This is a genomic window from Flavobacterium sp., from assembly GCF_040379285.1.
In the GTDB taxonomy this organism is placed as follows: Bacteria; Bacteroidota; Bacteroidia; order Flavobacteriales; family Flavobacteriaceae; genus Flavobacterium.
The window spans coordinates 1-20,050 of record NZ_JBEILJ010000009.1; the positions used below are offsets into that span (position 1 = coordinate 1).

General features: G+C 39.5%; 18 protein-coding genes. All 18 read right to left on the reverse strand.

The window, feature by feature from the left end; genetic code table 11:
• The coding region (locus ABWO12_RS03270) for a nucleoside-diphosphate sugar epimerase/dehydratase (RefSeq protein ID WP_502902904.1) at positions 1 to 949 on the reverse strand (949 nt) is incomplete at its 3' end.
• Positions 950 to 1,000: 51 nt separating this feature from the next.
• Positions 1,001 to 2,134 carry a DegT/DnrJ/EryC1/StrS family aminotransferase gene (locus tag ABWO12_RS03275; RefSeq protein ID WP_353087185.1) on the reverse strand — a complete coding sequence of 378 codons (1,134 nt, stop codon included), beginning with the start codon at positions 2,132 to 2,134 and terminating at the stop codon, positions 1,001 to 1,003.
• Complete coding sequence (locus tag ABWO12_RS03280) at positions 2,127 to 2,747, reverse strand: acetyltransferase (RefSeq protein WP_353087187.1); 621 nt, start codon at positions 2,745 to 2,747, stop codon at positions 2,127 to 2,129. The genes ABWO12_RS03275 and ABWO12_RS03280 overlap by 8 nt, the downstream gene beginning before the upstream one ends.
• The gene (locus tag ABWO12_RS03285) at positions 2,737 to 3,348 is read right to left on the reverse strand and encodes a sugar transferase (protein WP_353087188.1); all 612 of its coding nucleotides are present in this window, start codon (positions 3,346 to 3,348) and stop codon (positions 2,737 to 2,739) included. Before ABWO12_RS03285 ends, ABWO12_RS03280 begins: the two co-directional genes overlap by 11 nt.
• Positions 3,341 to 4,498 (reverse strand): glycosyltransferase family 4 protein, encoded by a 1,158-nt coding sequence (locus tag ABWO12_RS03290; protein ID WP_353087190.1) that lies wholly within the window; start codon positions 4,496 to 4,498, stop codon positions 3,341 to 3,343. Before ABWO12_RS03290 ends, ABWO12_RS03285 begins: the two co-directional genes overlap by 8 nt.
• Positions 4,491 to 6,386 carry an asparagine synthase (glutamine-hydrolyzing) gene (asnB, locus tag ABWO12_RS03295; protein WP_353087192.1) on the reverse strand — a complete coding sequence of 632 codons (1,896 nt, stop codon included), beginning with the start codon at positions 6,384 to 6,386 and terminating at the stop codon, positions 4,491 to 4,493. The genes ABWO12_RS03290 and asnB overlap by 8 nt, the downstream gene beginning before the upstream one ends.
• Before the next feature lie 3 nt (positions 6,387 to 6,389).
• On the reverse strand, positions 6,390 to 7,472 hold the full coding sequence (locus ABWO12_RS03300; RefSeq protein ID WP_353087194.1) for a glycosyltransferase: 1,083 nt from the start codon (positions 7,470 to 7,472) through the stop codon (positions 6,390 to 6,392).
• Positions 7,450 to 8,346, reverse strand: a complete 897-nt coding sequence (locus ABWO12_RS03305) for a glycosyltransferase family 2 protein (protein WP_353087196.1) — start codon at positions 8,344 to 8,346, stop codon at positions 7,450 to 7,452. Before ABWO12_RS03305 ends, ABWO12_RS03300 begins: the two co-directional genes overlap by 23 nt.
• Positions 8,343 to 9,440, reverse strand: coding sequence for an EpsG family protein (locus ABWO12_RS03310; protein WP_353087198.1), 1,098 nt, complete (start codon positions 9,438 to 9,440; stop codon positions 8,343 to 8,345). Before ABWO12_RS03310 ends, ABWO12_RS03305 begins: the two co-directional genes overlap by 4 nt.
• 4 nt (positions 9,441 to 9,444) lie before the next feature.
• A complete protein-coding gene (locus ABWO12_RS03315; RefSeq protein WP_353087200.1) occupies positions 9,445 to 10,560 on the reverse strand; it encodes a glycosyltransferase in 1,116 nt (371 codons plus the stop codon).
• Position 10,561: 1 nt separating this feature from the next.
• Positions 10,562 to 11,683 (reverse strand): glycosyltransferase family 4 protein, encoded by a 1,122-nt coding sequence (locus tag ABWO12_RS03320; RefSeq protein ID WP_353087202.1) that lies wholly within the window; start codon positions 11,681 to 11,683, stop codon positions 10,562 to 10,564.
• A 5-nt stretch (positions 11,684 to 11,688) separates the two neighbouring features.
• The gene (locus ABWO12_RS03325) at positions 11,689 to 12,840 is read right to left on the reverse strand and encodes a glycoside hydrolase family 88 protein (RefSeq protein WP_353087203.1); all 1,152 of its coding nucleotides are present in this window, start codon (positions 12,838 to 12,840) and stop codon (positions 11,689 to 11,691) included.
• A 36-nt stretch (positions 12,841 to 12,876) separates the two neighbouring features.
• Positions 12,877 to 13,767, reverse strand: a complete 891-nt coding sequence (locus ABWO12_RS03330; protein ID WP_353087205.1) for an LB_356 family protein — start codon at positions 13,765 to 13,767, stop codon at positions 12,877 to 12,879.
• 5 nt (positions 13,768 to 13,772) lie between these two features.
• Positions 13,773 to 15,209 (reverse strand): MBOAT family O-acyltransferase, encoded by a 1,437-nt coding sequence (locus ABWO12_RS03335; RefSeq protein ID WP_353087207.1) that lies wholly within the window; start codon positions 15,207 to 15,209, stop codon positions 13,773 to 13,775.
• 139 nt (positions 15,210 to 15,348) lie between these two features.
• Positions 15,349 to 16,551, reverse strand: a complete 1,203-nt coding sequence (locus ABWO12_RS03340; protein ID WP_353087209.1) for a glycosyltransferase — start codon at positions 16,549 to 16,551, stop codon at positions 15,349 to 15,351.
• The gene (locus ABWO12_RS03345) at positions 16,544 to 17,743 is read right to left on the reverse strand and encodes a glycosyltransferase (RefSeq protein WP_353087211.1); all 1,200 of its coding nucleotides are present in this window, start codon (positions 17,741 to 17,743) and stop codon (positions 16,544 to 16,546) included. Before ABWO12_RS03345 ends, ABWO12_RS03340 begins: the two co-directional genes overlap by 8 nt.
• Positions 17,743 to 18,906, reverse strand: coding sequence for a polysaccharide pyruvyl transferase family protein (locus ABWO12_RS03350; RefSeq protein WP_353087213.1), 1,164 nt, complete (start codon positions 18,904 to 18,906; stop codon positions 17,743 to 17,745). The genes ABWO12_RS03345 and ABWO12_RS03350 overlap by 1 nt, the downstream gene beginning before the upstream one ends.
• The gene (locus tag ABWO12_RS03355) at positions 18,906 to 19,961 is read right to left on the reverse strand and encodes a glycosyltransferase family 2 protein (protein WP_353087215.1); all 1,056 of its coding nucleotides are present in this window, start codon (positions 19,959 to 19,961) and stop codon (positions 18,906 to 18,908) included. The genes ABWO12_RS03350 and ABWO12_RS03355 overlap by 1 nt, the downstream gene beginning before the upstream one ends.
• Between the last annotated feature and the right edge of the window lie 89 nt (positions 19,962 to 20,050).

A 20,050-nucleotide genomic window follows, 5' to 3' on the forward strand; every position in this document is an offset into this window, starting at 1 on the left:
TCACCAATATCGTTTTTTCCTGCAAATACTCCGAAATCAGTTGGGTATCCAACGTAATCGGCTTGCGCTCCAATAAATCGTGAATTTCAAAATTCTTAATCTTTTTAGAAATTTCTTTTTGATCGTCCCAATCGGCAACAACTGGCAACGTATACACTTTAAATCCGTACTCAATACATTCGTCCACGATAATCGAACGCTCCTCTTTGGTCAGCGATCGATCGGCAATGATCAGCGCTTCTACCCCTTTGGAACGCAGCAATACAGGAATACTTTTGCGGATTTGAAAAATAGGAAGATTTAAAATTCGTTTCGTAAAATTCTGATTGTCTTTATCGATAAAACCATACAACTTAAATCGACCCGGACGTTCGGAAAGCAAGGCATTGGCTACAGCAATAGCATTGGCATCCGACCCGTAAATGATGGCAGAAATGCGATGCTCATCGGTAGTAGATGTATACATTCGATCAAAAATTTGCTTCACTACCAAGCGATAAAAAAATAAAAAGCTGAACGATAATACGGCATTGATAAAGGCGCCCGTCGTTAGATATACTTTTGCGTTAGTAAATACAATTACAATAAAATTAAAAACCAAAATCGCAACGAAGGTTGACAACTGTGAAAAGAATAATTTTAACGCATCAATTAACGAAGAATGGCGAATAATACCAGAATAGGTGCGGTATAACCAAAAGAAAAATACATTGATAAGCAAATAAAATACTAAGGCAAAAGAAAGGGAATTGTCGGGAACATACGACAAACGAAGCCCTTTAAATAAAAAATAGGTAATAATACTGGAGAGTGAAACAATACACACATCCAACAATAAAATGAGCCAACGTGGCAAATACCCGAGGTTCCGAAAAGAAAACGAAGTATTCACATCCGCAAACGTTCTTCGAAATAGGGCAAAATAATTATGTCTATCCTTATCCTCCAATACAACCTAATTATTGAGGTAAAGTTAGGGAATTTTAATTCTTAAAAAAAACTAAAAAGAATTTATTATACGAGCTATTCGTTCGCAATCGTTATCGTTGAGATTGGACCCAGAAGGCAAGCACAAACCATCGTCAAACAATTGTTCCGCAACCGAACCCCCATAATACGGAGCCGAAGCAAATATAGGTTGCAAATGCATAGGCTTCCACAAAGGGCGACTTTCAATATTCGCTACCTCCAAGCTCAAACGCAAATCTTCGCGATTTTTTCCATGGCATTGCAAGGGATCGACCACTATAGCCGTTAACCAGAAGTTACAAAAATAGTCCGCACTCGGCTCTTGAAAAACACGAACGCCTGCTTTGGACTCAAATAAATTCGTATAAAATTCATTCATCTTACGGCGCAAAGCAATATGGCTATCCAAAACCTCCATTTGTCCCCGACCAATTCCCGCACAAATGTTACTCAAACGGTAATTATACCCAATATGACTGTGCTGATAATGCGGCGCTGCATCACGGGCCTGTGTCGCTAAAAAAACGGCATGGTCTTTTTGTGCTGTCGTGCGGCAAACCAATGCCCCTCCACCAGAAGTAGTGATGATTTTGTTGCCATTAAAGGATAATACGCCAAAATCGCCAAACGTTCCACAAAACTGCCCCTTGTAGTGACTGCCCAACGCCTCAGCACTATCCTCAATCAATGGGATGTCGTAGGCGCGCGCCAATGCCACAACCGCGTCCACTTGAAAAGGCATTCCATATAAGTGTACCGCTATAATAGCTTTGGGTTTTTTCCCTTTCGCCATTCGATCTTTAATGGCTTCTTCCAAGGCTTGGGGACAAATATTCCACGTTACAGGTTCTGAATCCACAAAAATCGGAATAGCGCCTAAATACACGATAGGATTGGCCGAAGCGGAAAACGTCATTGATTGGCAAATTACCTCATCACCTGCGGTTACCCCAGCCATAATCAACGCCAAGTGTAAAGCCGCTGTTCCCGAACTCAGTGCCGCCACGGGATAGTGACCTCCCAAATACTGCTCTAAATCCGATTCAAATCCGCTTACATTCGGACCTAAGGGGGCGACCCAATTGGAATCAAAAGCTTCTTGGACATATTTTTGCTCGTTGCCACCCATGTGGGGCGAAGACAACCATATTTTAGTATTATTCATGTGCCTTAGTGTATTTTATTATTTTACCTGGATTCCCTACGACCACAGCACCATCGGGTACATCGCGAATGATGACCGCACCGGCACCAATGGTACACCCTTTACCAATAGTCACCCCTTGAATCACACAGGCCCCTATTCCGACATGTGTGCCCGAACCAATAGTCACATTACCCGCCAAAGCTACCCCTGGCGAAATATGCACAAAGTCGCCCACCACACAATCATGGTCTAAGGTCGCCCCTGTATTGATAATGCTATGCACTCCCACTCGCGCATCAGTATTGATCACCACACCTGCCATGACCACCGTCCCCTCTCCTAAAGTAGCACGTGGGGAAATAACCGCTTGGGGATGAACAGCCGTTATGTAGGGTCCCGCAAACCGTTGGGCCAAAGCAGCCCGGATGGCATTGTTCCCGATCGAAAAAAGCATCACATAGTTTTGTTTCCAATCAACTTCCTTATTAGACACGACGGGAACACCATGAATGTGAGGAAATTTAGGATGATCATCACAAATACAATTGACCACGATGCCTAGGGCTTGGAGAATATCCAACACCACTTTGCCATGCCCGCTGGCCCCATATAAAAGTACTTTAGTTTCCATGAAACGGTTCTATTGAAGCGGAATCTGCCGCATTGATTCCCTCACGAATGAGGACTTTTTTGACGGTTTTCATTAAAATTTTTAGATCCAAAAAAAAGGAAATATGATCAACATACCAAACATCGTAAGCAAACTTCTGGTCCCATGAGATTGCGTTTCGTCCGTTGACTTGCGCCCACCCTGTGATCCCCGGCTTTACTTCATGCCGACGATTTTGAAAAGCATCATACAAATGGAGGTAGTGGGTAAGCAAAGGCCGTGGCCCTACAAAACTCATGTCGCCTTTCAACACATTCCACAATTGGGGTAACTCATCCAAGGAAGTTTTTCGAACCAAAGCGCCCACACGAGTCAATCGATCGGCATCGGGCAACAACTTCCCCTCTGCATCTTTTCGGTCGTTCATGGTTTTGAATTTGTAAATGCGAAAAATCTTTCCGTTTTTCCCAGGACGCGCTTGAATAAAAAAAGGTTTACCCTGATTTACCCAGGCCAAACTAAAGGTCACCAAAAGCAAAATAGGAAGGGCTATCAACAGTCCAAATGTAGCAAACAGTCGATCGAAAAAAGGTTTTATGAGATGTTGGTACGCCTTATTCATTACGGTCAAAGGTACGATATTCTTCCAAAATGGCTTCCCAAATTACTTGCTGTTCATAGCGTTGAGTGATCGAGCTGCGGGCATTCGCTTGCATTTGATTTCGTAAATCCATATCCGTTACCAAGGTATACATGGCCTCAAACAGCGGTTGTACCGATTTTAAAGGGACAATCAAACCGTTGACACCGTGTTCAATAATCTCGTTACAACCGTTGATATCACTCACAATCGATGGCAACTCCATCGCTCCCGCTTGTAATACCACATTCGGAAAACCCTCGCGATAACTGGGAAATACTAAAGCATCGGCCAAAGCAAAATAAGGACGGACATCGTTTTGATACCCGGTAGTAAAAATATGGGGATGTTCTGCAATCACTTCCAAAGTGGTTGCTTGCAACGGATCCAATTCAGATTCTAAGGGTCCAACCAACAACAATTGGCAAGCAACTCCTTTTTCATGTAAGGCTTGAAACGCAGCAACCAACTCATGAATCCCTTTGTCGGCCACAAGGCGACCCACAAAAACAAACACAAAAGCCGAGGATAACCTAATGGTTTCTCGTAATTCAGTTAATGTTTCTGCTGAAAAATGAGCTCTTGAAAAATAGGCTGTGGCAATCCCATTGGAACTCCCAGCCCCAATCACACTCAATTTTTGGGCAGGGGCCAAACGCTCTTGGATCATAATTTGACACAAAGCCTTGGAATTGGGATATACTTTGGTAGCGCAAAATGCCGTCAATCGTTCTACCGCATTCAAAATCAGTCGCTTTATCCCATTAGCCTCCAACAAAGGCAATCCTGCCACCGTATGCAACCGATGAGGAACACCGGCCAGGCGAGCGGCCAACATGCCTACCAATCCCGCTTTGGGTGTATGGGTATGAACGATAAAGGGTTTTTCTTTTCGAAAAAAACGATATAATTGATACACTGCCTTCAAATCTTGAAAAGGGGTTATTTTTCGCGTCATCGAAACGGGATGGTAGCGTACCCCTTCGCGTTTGGCAACTCGCTCCAAATAGGAAGCCTCCGAAGACACTGCCACAATCTCATAATGCGAAGCCATATAACTGAGTTGACCTTCCAAAAGCTTGTCTAAGGAGAGTGGAACAGTAGTAATACGTACTAACTTAGGTTTAGCCATATAACTTTTTTTTATACGTTGTAGTATACCACTTTTGAAAACAAAAAAAAGTCCATACTCGAAAGGTATTGTCACTTTTTCCTGTCAAATGATCTCCTACTAATTTTTGGATGGTATCCTTTTGAAATAATCCTTGTGATTGGATAAAGGTATCTGTTATATATGACTCTAATTCCTGTTTTAAAATGGTACGCAACCAATCACCAACGGGAACTCCAAACCCTTTTTTGGTCTTGTTTAAAAACCCTTTAGGAAATTCATTTTTAAAGGCCTCTTTTAATATATGTTTTTTATCCCATTGATTTAAAAGGTAGTGTTCTGGTAATTGTTGGGTATAATTCCAAAGTTTTTTGTTTAAGAATGGAGCTCTACATTCGATAGATGCAAGCATACTGGAACGATCCACTTTTACCAACATATCGCCTTCTAAACTAATTTGTTGGTCAATATTTCTAAAATCCGTTAATGTAAAACGCTTCGACTTACATTGCGTTTTATAATAGGCAAGTGCATGTTGAACTTCCCAATCCTTTGCAAACAAATTTGCTAATTCTTGAGATTGAAAAGCTAAGGAAATGATTTGATAATAAAAATCACCTTCATAATCTATGGCTTTCAACAATCGCTTAATCTTAAATCGTATTCCACGATCATCAACACCCGAGCGCAATAAATTTTCAATAATCTTAACAATCCCCTTTTCATGGAATTTTCTATGGACGATTTGGGTGTATTTTGAGTTGATCAACCCCATATAGTATTTATTATATCCCCCAAAAACTTCATCCCCGCCATCCCCAGTCAATGCTACTTTAACATATTCACGGGTCATTTTTGAAACCAAATAGGTAACCAATGCAGAAGAATCCGCAAAGGGTTCGTCAAAATTTAAAAGAATCGCATCGATGTCTTTTTCAAGATCTTTTTCAGCAACACGAAACTCATGATGCTTACTCCCAATGGCTTGTGCAACCCATCTTGACTTTTCAGATTCGTCAAAACTTTTGTTTTCAAAGGCAATAGAAAAAGTATCAATTTTTTGGGACGAATGTTGTGCTAAAACCGTTGAAACAATCGAGGAATCAACACCTCCTGATAAAAATGTACCTAAGGGAACATCAGCAATAGACCGTGATAATACACTCTCTGTGACCAAATCTCGGACCTCTTTAACGTGATGGGATTTTGAATTTTGAGCTATCGTTTCTTTATGTTGCGGAATTTCGTTTAGCGTATATTCGAGTGTTGCACGGTCAATCGCAATAAAATGATTGGGTTCTAACTTATGAATCCCATTATAAATTGTGAAAGGTGCAGGTATATACGTTAATTGAAAATACAACTCCAATGCTTTCTTATCAATTGTAGGCTGAAAATCGAGGCAATCAATTATTGATTTTAATTCAGAGCACCAAATTATTTCTGAGGCGTTTGCAAGATAATACAATGGTTTTTCTCCAAAAAAATCTCGAGCGATAAACACTTTATTGAGTGTTTTATCATAAATGGAAAAAGCAAACATTCCGTCCAAATCGGCAAAGGCAGCCGTTCCTTTTTTTTCATATAACTTTAAAAGGACTTCTGTGTCTGAAGTAGTTTTAAATTGCACTCCTTCATTTTGCAGCGAAGCTTTTATATTTTGATAATTATAAATTTCGCCATTAAATACAATAATTTTTTGTAAATCGTCGGAATACATTGGTTGCTTACCACTTCCTAAATCGATAATGGACAATCGACGCATGCCCATACCAAAAGTCATTCCCTGATTAACTTCATGAAAAATGCCTCCTTCATCAGGGCCACGATGATGAATTAACGCATTCATGCTCTCGAGTTTTTCAACTCCAAGATTTTTTTTAGAAATAAATCCGTTGATGCCACACATGGATTATGAATTGATTAGTGTTTGATATAGTTGTAGATGGGTTTGTATCATTGCATCGATACTATAATCTTCCACTCGCTTTTTACAACGTTCTGCAATTTGGTTATAATATTCCGGATTTACATCTAATTCTTGAAAAATTAAAGCTAATTCTTTTGGGTTACCACTTTCAAAGACAAGGCCTGATCCCGTAACTATTTCTTTTAAACCTGGCACATCTGAGGCAACAAATGGTTTTCCACTAGCCATCCCTTCAATACATGAAAGTGATAATCCCTCATACAGCGAAGATAAAACAAGAATATCGGCCGTTTTTAATAACTCAGGTACATCATTTCGCATTCCTAAAAATAGTATCCTGTCGTTCAATTTAAGTTCTTGAACAAGCGCTTTACAAGCTGATAATTCTTCGCCATCTCCCACTAATAGCAGCTTGAACTTTTCGGGCAAATAAACTAAACTTTCTATAACTGTTTTTTGATCTTTCGGGAATCCAAAACGAGCCACTTGTAGAATTAAACATGACGAATTTGAGAAAAAAACTTCCTTAGAATAACCCATAGCCGAATTGATTTGGTTCAAATCAACTCCATTTGGGATAATGTATTCTAAGTTTTTTTGATTCCCAAGACTTTCCTTTAAACCGAATTGTACAGCTTCAGTGATGGAAATTACAGACTTGTATTTTCGATATATCCAACGATCAATCCATTTCAACAAAAAATGTTCGCGTCTTCGATTAACTACACTGTGTTCTGTGTAAACCAATTTGGCTCTGTTGAAAGAGATCCAATGGGCAAAGGCTACCCAATAAAATGCTGGAAAAAGATGTACATGTATGACATCATATTTTCGTATTATCGGAATAAGTTTTAAAATATATATAGGGTTATAGACACTATACTTCCCGATGGAAATGATGGTACAACATTTTTTATTCGTAAGAATTGATTTAAAAGGAGCCTCTTTACCATTAAGCACCGCGACATCCATTATCACGGATTGAACATAAACGGGCACTGTATCAACGATTAATTTTTCAGCACCACCCGTTTCTAAACTATTAATTACTTGCAGGATTCTCATTGGCTATTTTAAATAATACATATCCGTGAAATAGTATCCCAAATGGAATTGCCAACAAGGTAATCACTTTTTCTGGATTATTTTTAAACAAGGATAAGCGACCAAAAATAGCGGAAGAAACCAAATGCATTGCACGGGTAAATTTATATATAAAAGAGTGACCAAAACGCAACTCTATCAATCGCGAATAAAAAAATCCATTGGGACTTCGCTCATATTGCTTAAAAATATTTCTTGAAGATCCATCGGCTAAATATTCGACCACACATAAAAGAGCATTAGTATACAACCAAGTATACTGTTGATCGATTTGTAGGTAAAGCGTTCCGAGTGGGACCAACTTTTCACCCGGATAGATGGGATACGGGGGAAACTGACGCACCACCTGTGTTTTTAAGACCACTTTTTTATCGCCGGTAACCCCTTTTCGGTACAAATCATTTAAGGTTCCACGCTGCCAATGCTCCGGAATAGCCGTTCCGATGAGCTTCCCTTGAGGATCACAATCCAAACCAATCATCCCGGCACAATCCGACGCTTCGAGTTGGGGAAGATGGGCTAAAATTTGAGCAATCGCATCATCGGGCATATAATCATCCGAATCAATACAAACATTATAGGGTGTTTCGATGTGAGCATAAGCGGTATTATGCGCTCCATGCATCCCTTGGTTGGTTTGATAAAGATAGGTAATCGGAATTTTTTGCTCGGCAATCCATCCCGCTACTAAATCCTTCGTAGTATCCGACGAACCATCATCCACGATGAGCCAACAAAAATCGGAGGCTGTTTGCCTTAACAAACTTTCATAAAGCTGCCCCAAACAATAGGCCCGATTGAAGGTTGGTGTAAATACCGTAATTGCTTTTCTCATACCAGAACGACATTTAAGAAATACCCAAATAGAAAATAAAAAAGGATAATGGCGCCTAAAACGCTATTTTGATTTTTATAAAATTGATATTTCAACAACGGATATACCAACAACAGCCCCATCATAAACCACGACAAATACGCAAATCGATTGGAATAGTTGGCACGAATAATCAAAATCCAGAATCCGTTCGCCAACAAATAAACCGACGTGAGTTGCTGAAATATAGCGTCTTTCATTTTTTCTTTAAAAATAAAATAAGCACTCGAAAGTACCGCCATTGCACTAAATAGAATAAAATCCCAACGAAAACCTATTTTCAACTCAACCCCTTCATTGTCTTGATCAAATTCCCCCATATACACATCCAAACGTTGGTCCTCACTCAATCCCAATCCCAAGAAAAATCCCTCTAAAACACTTCCCAATGCCAAGGATACGGGAATCGAAAGCACCCAAAAGGCATAATACATTTTTATATTTCGGTAATAGGACGTTGCAACAAAAGCGACAAGAGGTAAAATCAAGGACTTATGGAAAAATAAGGCAATGATAAACCAGATGTATTTTCGATAGGTTTTGGGTTCTGACAACCCCAACAAAAAAAGAGAAGCTGCGATGCCATTTCGAATCCCATTCACCCCATAGGGCCAAAACGTAAAAGAAAACACCATCATCAAAAAGGCATAGCCCCAATAATCTTTAAAAAAACGTTTACACGCGATGTATAAAGGGATAATATACAGGGCAGCACAGGTAAAAAAGAAAAGATTGGGTGCTCTAAATCCGGCGAAAAAAACCATCATGGATTCAAACAAATACTCCACTTTCCCCTTAGGAGGATTACCGTTCATGATATTTACAAACTCGGCATAGTAAAGAATCATATCACCAAACCGGTAGTTGACTGGACGTAAGCCCATGTGCAACAACACCAATCCAAAGACCAGAAAAGCAATCCCTGAAATAAATTTTCGGTTGGAAGTTAAGGTTAAATCACGGGTAAAACAGTTGAATATCAAAAGAATACAAATCACCAAAGTAAAATGGTAAAACAGGTCGGTGTATATCGGTAACGGGACGAGTGTATTCAAGAAATTATCCTTTTTTTTCGATTAAAGCTTGCCAAGAAGCCATGACAATGGGCAATTCAAAACGACTACTATGGTTGTATGCGCGGGCACCCATAGCTTGTCGTTCTTGGGCATTAAGAATCACAAAAGTAATATTTTTAAGCATAATAGCACTATCACCCTCTGGAGCCAAAAATCCATCTTCCTCGTGAGTGACAATATGCCGAGGACCTGTGGGACTATCGTAGGCCAAAATGGGCAACCCTACACTTAACGCTTCCAGCAAAACCATCGGAAAACACTCGGTCCAAGAAGTCATCAAATAAAAGGAATAGTCCAATAAAACCGGCTGTAAACTGGGAACAGGGGTTTTAAAAAAAACATGTTGATCCAGCTGATAGTGTTGAATCAACTGCTGCAACTGGGCGATATACTCGGGTTCTCCTTCGCCATAAATATCCAATTGCCACTCCGGATGCTGCACCACAACGTCACGCCATAGGGCAATCATACGTTCAAAACCTTTTACCGGGGCTAAACGTCCCGCGGCTATAACCTTTGTAGCCTTGAGAGACGCCTGTTGAGGGAAACGAGCCATGGGATTCGGAATCACTACGGTTTGTGCTTGGGGATAAAACGCCACTTCATCGGGATTCAACACCACAACTTTCGTGTATTTCGATTCAAAATAACCATAAAATCGATCCCATAAGCGACGAAAAATTGAAGCCTTTTGGCGACTTTGATGGTAGTAAAAGCGGGAAGAGTGATATTCTTTAAAGGTTTTTACCTGAGAACCAACGCGAAACGGGATCCAAAAAAAATCAAAAGCATAGTTACAAACCACCACCACATCGGGAGTACAAGTTTGCATGGCTTTGTGCCACCGCCGATAATGTGTAAACACCCGAAAAAAATTGACGGGATGGAAATACGATTTATGGCGCACATAATTGATCTCCAAATCAATAAGAGAAATCGATGGATCTAAGGGATAACAGGGCGCTTTACCCATTTGCTCGGTGGTTAAAATAGTAACCGAGTACCCTAATGTACGGGCAAAATAATTGGCCTTTAGGGCCATCACTTTTTCAATGCCTCCGTGTTTATAAATTTGATCTGTGGTAAAAAGCACTTTCATTTTATCCATTTTTGTCGAAATTTCTAGCGCCAACTACTGATTCAAATAAGGCAACCCATTGATGCCCCACGGTATCCATAGCATATTTTGTAACGTAAGCTCGTGCGGTTGTTCCCCACGCCTCTCGCAAAGATGCATCGCCCATCAAACGGGCCATTCCTTTCGTTAAAGCTTCAACATCCCCAGGAGGAATGACCAAACCCGTTGCTTCGTGTTGCACCAAATCGCCAGGCCCATACGGACAATCAAAAGTAACACAGGGCAACCCATGCGCCATGGCCTCAATCAGTACCATACCAAAACCTTCGTAACGGGAAGACATCACATAAAGCGACGCCTTTTCGTATTGCGCAGTGATAGCTTTTTGAGGCGGATAAAAATGTACCGATGAACTTATTTGCAAGGTATCGGCAAGGCCTTCCAATCCTTGATTTGCATCCAATTTGCCATACACTTCCAAACGCCAATCGGGATAATCCGCTTCAATTTTGGCCCAAGCGTGAAGTAACATATCGTAGCCTTTTTGATACGATTGCTTCCCCACCGCCAGCACAACCTTCTCCCGTTGACGCGATACGGAATCAGGATAAAAAGGCAAGGGATTGGGAATAACGGTCAAATTCGAAATCGGCCATTCCTCGCGATTACTATCCGTCAACACCACAAAACGGTCAAACCGCGCCGCCAAAAACGTGATAAGTTGTGCTTGAATGCGCTTAAAAAGGCGTGATAACAACCCCTTTTGTGTTCCTGTAAATACCGCACGTGAAACATGACGTTCATAAAGCAACGGCGCTCGTTTTTTTAAAAAAAGAGGGGTCAAAAATGCTTTAAATCCATCATCGCACACCAAAATCAATTGGGGTTGAATCGCCTCCACTTGGGCAATCAAACCTTTGGAATAGGTACGCCAATAAGCTATAGGATTTCCACCCACTCGAATGGAATGAAAAATAATCTTGGAACTAAAGGAAAAAAAAGGGTGTTGGTAGGCTTCATTCAGCACCAAAATATGCACCTCATACCCTTGGGTATCGGCGAGCCAAGAGGCTTTCAATGAAAGTACCCGCTCGAGTCCTCCCGAACCATCGATGCCGTTGGTGATATAGAGAATCCGCATCATACTATCTAAAATGCAATGCGCAACGCAAAACCTTGAGTGAAAGGCAATACCTCAAACGTTTGGGCATAGACGCCTATCCCTTTGGTATCCCCTTGTGAAAAATCGATTGCCCCATCGCGACGGGTCACTTTTTGTAAATAGCGGCGTGCCGATAGCGCAGCTTTCGCGGTGGCTTCCGTTTGTAAGGAAGGAGGCAAATGCGAGAGCGTCCACCCCATAACTGCGGTGATAGACGAATCCTTTCGCGCTTTCGCGTCAAATAGCAACCAACTCCAACTCCCATCGGCATGCTGAAAAGGTAACGCCGCTTCAACAAAAGCTCGCAACGCCTTTTCCAATTCCTGTTGACGGGCATGTCCCTCCGGAAGGGCATGGTACAATTCCAACAATCCGTAGCTATACCAGCCCAATCCACGACCCCAACCAAACAATCCCACTGGAATTTTGGTCGCCACATGATAGGTATGGCAAGGAATACCTCCGCCGGTCATCATACCATTTTGGTAAAACAACCCCCATTGATCGAGTGCCAAAGTCAGAGCAGCTTCATCGTTAAACTTTTGTGCATATACCGCCAAAAACGGACATATAAATCCTATCGTATCCACAAAACGATACCCACGCATGTGTGCTTTGTAGGCGACAGTACCATCTTCTCCTTGTAGCGAATGCAATAACGCCAACGACTCCTCAAAGGCAGGTTGATAGCGCGTCACGTCAATCCACGGGATACGAATCACCGCATGCGAGAGCATAATCCAATCCGATTCTTTCGGAGGAGTCTTCCAAGTCCCTTGAGGGGTAAACAATCCGGCTACAAAACGGCTAAGCTCGGCTTGCAAGGCCTTGTCTTGGTTGCGTACCGCCACATCGGTCAACCCGATTAACAAGGACGCTTTTTGCCAAACTTGTATGGTCGAACGCGAATAATTCCCGCGAAGCATATCCCACAAAATCAAACGACTCTGATCGGTCAACTTGGCGGTAGGCGTATGATACAACCACCGCAAGGCGCGTTTTTGAACGGCTTCTTGCCAGGGTTCGTCCTGTAAGCGTCCAATTTTGATGCGACTTTGCCAAATAAAAAAATGATTGGCAAAATCAACTAAAATAAACGTTATTGAAACTCCTCCTAGAAAACAAAAAATCCAAATCATAATTTTTCTTCAAGATGTGAAATTTTAAAAATGCTTTTATTGATTCTGCATTAAAGTTTTGAAATGGATCGTAAACTTTTCTGCCCCTTTGTAATTCAAGTGCTCTAAATCCCCGAATGCTCCATTAGATATGGGAAAATGAACTGCATCAACAAAAGGAATCGATGCATATTTTTTTTGTCGTAACCTTTGGAATTGCTTTTCATTCAGAATATCAAATAATTTTGGGTGAATCGGAGTTCTAAAAAAAATCAATTTTATGTTTTTTTGGGCACAAAAACGAACAATTTTATCCAAATAATGAAGATTTGTTTTAGAAATTCCAAGTTTTTGATTTTCCTTGAGTGTATTTAAATAATTTGATTTTAATAACGAATCCGTCTTAAACCGTTTTAAATGCAAGTAGCCACCCCAATAAAGTGGAGTTTTTATTGCCCCCTTATTCTTTATAAGATGAATAGTGTTTGACTTCATTAGTGTATATTCTGCTTGGACTAAACTTTTAAAACTAGTACGCCAAAGAAGATATTGTTCACTGGATGACAATGCGTAAAAATAAGTGGTATATTTTGATTGTATGTATCGATCACCAAATGTCCAATCCTCCATTAAAGGGGAAATTTGATTATTTGTAAATGACAAATAGACTTTCTTTAGCTGTGAATTGATTTCCACCAAATACCGCAACTTGGCATAGGTAAATAAATAAGATTCTCCCCCTTGCGAAAAATTTTTACAGTTGAGAAGTAATGAATCGTTGATAGCAGTTTCAGGCTGCGAATGTCCCAAAATCAAAGTTTCTATATTTTTAGGAAGCTTATGATGTTGCGCACTACTTTTTTCTACGTGTATATAATACCGTAAAATAATGATTATAATTACGATAGGGATTAAGAAAATACCAATTTTATATAAAAATTTTTTCATCTACATTAAAATTGAAAGTAAATAAAAACTTGTTCTTTCCCCATAAATATAAAGATTAAAAAAAGAAGTCCATAATAAAAAGACAAACGAACGGGTTTAGGCCATTTAAACCCAAAACGTTGAAGCGCATATTGATTTTCTCGACCTAACCATTCCACAAGAATGAAAAAGAATAACAAGCCAAAAATACTATAAGGTAAAATGGTTGGTAAAGATAATAGTGAAGGTTTACATATGCCGCTCACATACTCTAAAGCATCCGTTAATGAATTGGCACGGAAAAAAATCCATGCAAAAACGGTTAAAGAAAAGGTTAGTCCAATGCGAAATACATCGCGCATAGAGGGTAAAACGCTTCCAGCAGCGACAATTCCTAAGTGATTTCTATTGGATTTCGTCAACAATAAGGGTAAGAAATAAAGTGCGTTTAAGAATCCCCACACCACAAAGGTCCAGTTGGCTCCATGCCAAAAACCACTCACTAAAAAAATGATAAAAGTATTACGCACTTTCATCCAAGTCCCGCCTTTACTCCCACCCAAGGGAATGTAGAGATAATCGCGAAACCAAGAGGATAGCGATATATGCCAACGACGCCAAAATTCGGCGATATCGCGTGAGAAATAGGGGAACGAAAAGTTCTGTAACAACTCAATCCCAAACAAACGTGCAGTACCCAATGCAATATCTGAGTATCCCGAAAAGTCCCCATAAATTTGAAAGGTAAAAAATAGGGCACCTACTACTAAATTACTACCCGATTGATGTGCTGCATCATTGAAAATAATGTTGGCATACTCCGCACAATTATCTGCGATAACTACTTTTTTAAACATGCCCCATAGTATCTGACGCAAACCATCAACGGCTTGGTAGTAATTAAATTTTCGCGAACGCTGTATTTGTGGCAACAAATGAGTAGCCCGTTCAATAGGACCTGCGACCAAAAGGGGAAAAAAGCTCACAAAAACCGCATAGTCAATGAAATTGCGTTCCGGTGTAATCTTCTCATTGTAGATATCAATCACATAGGATAGCCCATGAAAGGTGTAAAAAGAAATCCCCACGGGTAAAATAATTTGTAATGTCCATACCTCCACATGAAAACCTAAATAAGCAAGTGATTCAGCAAATGAGGTGACAAAAAAATTATAATATTTAAAGAATCCAAGAAATCCAAGATTAATGGCTATACTCAACCAAAACCAGAACTTTTTTTGATTTTTCGTGGAAACTTCTTGCATTTTGAGTCCCGTGAAATAATCCAAAAAAGTTGAAAAAAACAACAAAAACATAAAACGATAATCCCAACAAGCATAAAAAAAATAACTTGCTACGAGTAAAAGAATATTTTGATGCTTGTAACTTTTATGGGTAACAAACCAATACAAAAAAAATACAAGGGGTAAAAACAAACAAAAATTAAGAGAATTAAAGAGCATAAAGGTTGTATTTAAAATCTTTTTATTGTTTTTGAATTTTGTAAAAGTACAGTAAATGTTATTGACAAATGCTATACTTAAAAATGTTTAGATAGTTGAAAATAATTTTTCATTAACTCTTACAGAATACCCTAAAATCTCATTTATTAAACCTTTCAGATTGGGCAAATTGATAAATTTTTTCAACTTCCTCTTCATTACCCATTTTCTCTTTTGCCAATTGTAACCGAAATTGCGCTTGAAGGGAAGGATTGGCACTCAAATCAAGAATGCCTTTCGCAATAGCAATACCCGCCATATCTACTATAGAACCATTATACCCATCCGTTATTTGATCTTTGGCGGTAGAAAAATTGGTTACTATGATGGGCTTTTGCAAAATTTTAGCTTCATCAATGGCGACCGATTTCCCCTCAAATCGGGATGTCTGGACATAAATATCGCACTGTTTTAAATACGGATACGGATTTTCTTGTATGCCTAAAAAAACAATATGTTCTTGTAAATCGTGTGTTTTTATTTGTTCCAATAAGTTTGCTTTCAATCCACCATCCCCCAAAATACTCCAGGTAAATGCCAATTGCTGTTGTTTCAAATAAAGAGCAGCCTCTATCAATAAATCATACCCTTTTTGCGGATCTAAACGTCCAATGGTTACTAATTTTAGTCCGTTACCCATGGGAGGAATCGTGGCTTCAGCTAATTGTTGTATCACCGAAGGAGATGAAATATTTTGAATTATGAGCAACCGACTAGAAAGCGTTGGAAATTGCCGTTGCAAACTGGCCAAACACGACTCAGAAATAGTAGCAATAGCATCCAATTTTTGAAAATAGGGTAAGTCGAACTGAGAATCCATACCTAATTTTTCATAATCATTATGAACAAAACCAACTTTACAAGTTGCGTTCACTTTTTCAACAATATAATATGTAGGCATTTTTTCCAAAAAACCTATCGCTAAATCATAGGAGGACTTCAATGGGGGCATTGTTGCGCTTATATATCGCCAAACTTTTTGCTCACGAATAGCTGCATGTCGCTCCTTTTTATATTGTCTAGTAAACCCAATACGATTCCAAATGATATCCCAACGTAACTTCAAAAAAGCCGTTCCTAGGGATCGAATAAACGAACCATCAAAATAAGCATACGATTGAGGAGTTTCCAAAATAGTAACCGTTGCAGGTACTTGATTTAAAAACAATCCCTCTTTGCGAAACAACAGCAAATCAACTTCAAATCGGGTATAATCGATCGTTTGCAATAAGGAGACTAAGGCTTTTTCAGCCCCACCACAGTGCAAATTATTCATGACAAAAAGAAGGCGCTGCTTATTCATGCGAATCGATTAATTGGTAAAGTTTTTGAATTTCGGCTTCGGTACCCAAAGCTAAGTTTTGCAAATGATCAACCACCTGTTTTTGAAGGAAATCATTAGCAATCAGGCGCTCAATTGTTGCTGCTAAATGAACCGCATCTTGGTTGGCAATAAAACCGGTAACATCGGGTTCGATTTGATCCAACGCCGAAGAGAAATGCGTAACGACAACTGGTTTATGCAAAATCTTAGCTTCTTCAATAGCCATCGATTTTCCCTCATACCGAGAAGGCTGCACATACAGCGTAGCACGTTGAACATACGGGTACGGATTGACCCGAACACCTGCTAAAAAAACATGATTTTGCAACTGATGATCGGCGATTTGTTGGGTTAACGCAGCGCGCTCATTTCCTTCTCCCAAAATAAGCCACATAAATTCGATTCCTTTATCCGCCAAAATACGCGCTGCCACAATGGCAATATCAATCCCTTTTTCGGGACTCAATCGTGCGATGGTCAAGAGCGTAACGGGCTTTTCAAAATAATGCAAATCGGGACATTCCTGATCGGCCAATTGACGAATTAAAGTTGGTGAAACAATATTGTAAATCAGCTGAAACTTCCCTTTTAACGCTGGAAAATTTTGCTGTAAATCAGCAACACATTCAGGGGAAACCCCAATCACTGCTTTCATTGATTCAAAATACGGAACATCGCGTTTGGACTCCATTCCCGAATTGGAATAGGTGGTATGAATCCAACCGATTTTTACCTTAGCGTTAACACAATCTACGGCAAAATAATTGGACGTTTTTTCCAGAAATCCAATGGCCACATCATACCGCTTGGGTAACGTTTGGATAAAAGGGCGCATGTGTTTCCAATTCTGTTGCTCGCCCACCGCTGCATTTTTGGCCCAACGACTGATAACAAAAAAGGCCAAGCGATGATACAACAAACGAAATTGCAGGCGACATAAAAAATGTAGGCAAGACGGTAGGAGTCCCCGACTAAAATACTGAAAATCTACATTCAATTCAAGACGATTCACGGCTTTAGGAACCAAGTCTGAAAACACCCCTCCCGGTTTTAACAGCACCAAATCAACTGCATAGCGTTGATAATCTAACGTATTCAATAGATTGACGAGGCTCTTTTCAGCGCCACCCGCCTCCAAAGAAGGAATAATGAATACGAGATTTTTTTTCATTATTTCTTTAAAAGTTCAAACAAATAATCGACTGCTTTTTGGGACATTTTTTTTATTTCTGGAATTCGAGTGGCCAATAACGTTCGCAGGTCACTTTCATCCCGCTTCATTTCTTCAAATTTATCGATCAATTTCGCGCTATCGGAAATCTCGGCTAAATTCAAAACCAAGCGCTCTTCGCCAAAAATGTCTTTCGCGATTCCTTTGGATTTAACGCTATATCCCAAAACCATCGTAGGTACTAAAGTAGAATAGGCTGCAATGGTCGCATGGGTGCGTGCCCCAATAAAGAAACGCATTCGGGCGATATAGCCTTTGTACTGAATAGCATTTAAATGATTAGGCAACAACAAAACCCTGCCTGAGCCTTTGAAGATTTCATAAAATTCAGCCAAACATTCATAATCATCATTTCCAGGTTCGATGACATGCGGGGTAAAGGCAATCGTCATATCGGTGGTGTCCAAAATATGCTGAACCAAATCTAAAGCGGCTTGTTTCGAGGCTGGATTTTTACGAATCACCAGCGGACTCGTATTGAAGCCTATTGTATTGCCTTCTTGCCAACCCTCGGGCAAAGGCAATTGTTCTTGTTCCATGGTAAAAGCGCCATCGGCACACAATTGTACACGGGTAATTCCATTGCGTTTTAAAACATCATAGGTCAAGGTTTCGCGAACCAATAACAAATCGAATTGCTTTAGGTCGGACACCTTCGCTAGAGACAAATCCTCCTGACCTATCGATGCGCCCCAAAGAATTAATTTTTTTCCCACTTTTTTTATTTCATGATTAATTAAATATAACCATGGCTGCTCGCCATAACAATAATTATCTCCACCGATTGAAAGAAACACATCATATTGAGGAATTAAATTTAATAATGGTGCATTTTGATACCGAAGCATAGGTGTTTCATCTTTAAAAAGCTTTACTGATAAAGCACTTTTAATCCATGGAAGTGAATATTTCGAGACTTTGTTGCGACGCACATCATGAATACGTACCATGTTTTCAAATAAAACATCAGTTTCAGGTTTGAATGAAGCCAAACCAATTTCTCCTGCTTGAAATCTTTCCGATAGCAATTGGCATGAGGAACGTACAATCGCTTCGCAGCCACGATTATCACTTCCTGTATGATTAAACATTAATATTTTCATTAATTTTTACTTTTAAAATAATTATTTCTAAAATTACTGTAAGTTGTCAAGGAAATAATACCAAGCAGGAACTTTCTTCGCATAAATCTAAGCATCATTTTACGATAACCAAAAGAGGTCTTTTCTAAACTATTACCAAAAGACTGTAATGCCTCGTTCAGTTTTGGGTGTTGAATAATTTGATAGACTGCCTTGACTCGTTTTACCCATGGAACATACTCTTTTGTACACATATAAATGTGGATTAAACTGTAAAGGTTTTCAATAAATCGTTGCGATTTATATCGATAAATTAAATCAGGAGGCAAAATTAGCTGAGCATATGACTGATGATCAAAGGAATAAGTATCTACGGCTATTTGGAGATAATTTTTAGCAAGAATATTCCGTGATGCACTTCCATAAACTTCTCGATAATGGTACCCTGAATTATTAATAAACACTAAACTTTCAGCAACTGCAAAAGCTTTCATACAAAAAAAGGCATCTTCACCATTAGTTACACCAGAAGGAAAAAAAATTTCATGAGAATTAATTAAACCTCTAGAAAATAGTTTTCCCCAAGAAGTGTTGAGAGAATCATTTTTTAAAAAATCAGCAATAATTTCATGATGAATTTGAAGGTTAGAATAAATTTCATTATTAATGAACTGCTTCCTAAATTCAACCCATTTTCCGTCTACTTGTGAAGTATAATTTGAAACTACAATCTGGACACTATGACAAATATAAGCTTCATACAATTGCTCTAAGTAATCATTCGCTACAAAATCATCGGCATCCACAAAAGCAACACATTCGCCTTGTGCCAAAAGTAACCCCTGATTTCGAGCAACCGAAACGCCTTGATTCGATTGGTGAACGACCCGAAAACGAGAATCTTTTTGAGCAAAGGATTCCAAAATAAGATCACTTCCATCGGTCGAACCGTCGTTGACCGTAATGAACTCAACGGCTGTGAGCGTTTGGTGCGCCAACGAAGTCAAACATTCGGTCAAATACGATGTAACGTTATAAACCGGAATAATTACAGAAACCCTGATCGTGTTATTCATCTGAGGTTTGTTTACACATCCTACCACAAAAACCCTATAATGACTTGGGATGAAGCAGATTTCAACAGGAGTAAAAATAACAAATTTGG

What these genes read in the sequence shown, in the direction of transcription:
- ABWO12_RS03275 (WP_353087185.1), bottom strand. Translation starts at nt 2,134, where the DNA reads ATGAATAATACTAAAATATGGTTGTCTTCGCCCCACATGGGTGGCAAC.
- ABWO12_RS03280 (WP_353087187.1), bottom strand. Translation starts at nt 2,747, where the DNA reads ATGGAAACTAAAGTACTTTTATATGGGGCCAGCGGGCATGGCAAAGTG.
- ABWO12_RS03285 (WP_353087188.1), bottom strand. Translation starts at nt 3,348, where the DNA reads ATGAATAAGGCGTACCAACATCTCATAAAACCTTTTTTCGATCGACTG.
- ABWO12_RS03290 (WP_353087190.1), bottom strand. Translation starts at nt 4,498, where the DNA reads ATGGCTAAACCTAAGTTAGTACGTATTACTACTGTTCCACTCTCCTTA.
- asnB (WP_353087192.1), bottom strand. Translation starts at nt 6,386, where the DNA reads ATGTGTGGCATCAACGGATTTATTTCTAAAAAAAATCTTGGAGTTGAA.
- ABWO12_RS03300 (WP_353087194.1), bottom strand. Translation starts at nt 7,472, where the DNA reads ATGAGAATCCTGCAAGTAATTAATAGTTTAGAAACGGGTGGTGCTGAA.
- ABWO12_RS03305 (WP_353087196.1), bottom strand. Translation starts at nt 8,346, where the DNA reads ATGAGAAAAGCAATTACGGTATTTACACCAACCTTCAATCGGGCCTAT.
- ABWO12_RS03315 (WP_353087200.1), bottom strand. Translation starts at nt 10,560, where the DNA reads ATGAAAGTGCTTTTTACCACAGATCAAATTTATAAACACGGAGGCATT.
- ABWO12_RS03320 (WP_353087202.1), bottom strand. Translation starts at nt 11,683, where the DNA reads ATGATGCGGATTCTCTATATCACCAACGGCATCGATGGTTCGGGAGGA.
- ABWO12_RS03325 (WP_353087203.1), bottom strand. Translation starts at nt 12,840, where the DNA reads ATGATTTGGATTTTTTGTTTTCTAGGAGGAGTTTCAATAACGTTTATT.
- ABWO12_RS03330 (WP_353087205.1), bottom strand. Translation starts at nt 13,767, where the DNA reads ATGAAAAAATTTTTATATAAAATTGGTATTTTCTTAATCCCTATCGTA.
- ABWO12_RS03335 (WP_353087207.1), bottom strand. Translation starts at nt 15,209, where the DNA reads ATGCTCTTTAATTCTCTTAATTTTTGTTTGTTTTTACCCCTTGTATTT.
- ABWO12_RS03340 (WP_353087209.1), bottom strand. Translation starts at nt 16,551, where the DNA reads ATGAATAAGCAGCGCCTTCTTTTTGTCATGAATAATTTGCACTGTGGT.
- ABWO12_RS03345 (WP_353087211.1), bottom strand. Translation starts at nt 17,743, where the DNA reads ATGAAAAAAAATCTCGTATTCATTATTCCTTCTTTGGAGGCGGGTGGC.
- ABWO12_RS03350 (WP_353087213.1), bottom strand. Translation starts at nt 18,906, where the DNA reads ATGAAAATATTAATGTTTAATCATACAGGAAGTGATAATCGTGGCTGC.
- ABWO12_RS03355 (WP_353087215.1), bottom strand. Translation starts at nt 19,961, where the DNA reads ATGAATAACACGATCAGGGTTTCTGTAATTATTCCGGTTTATAACGTT.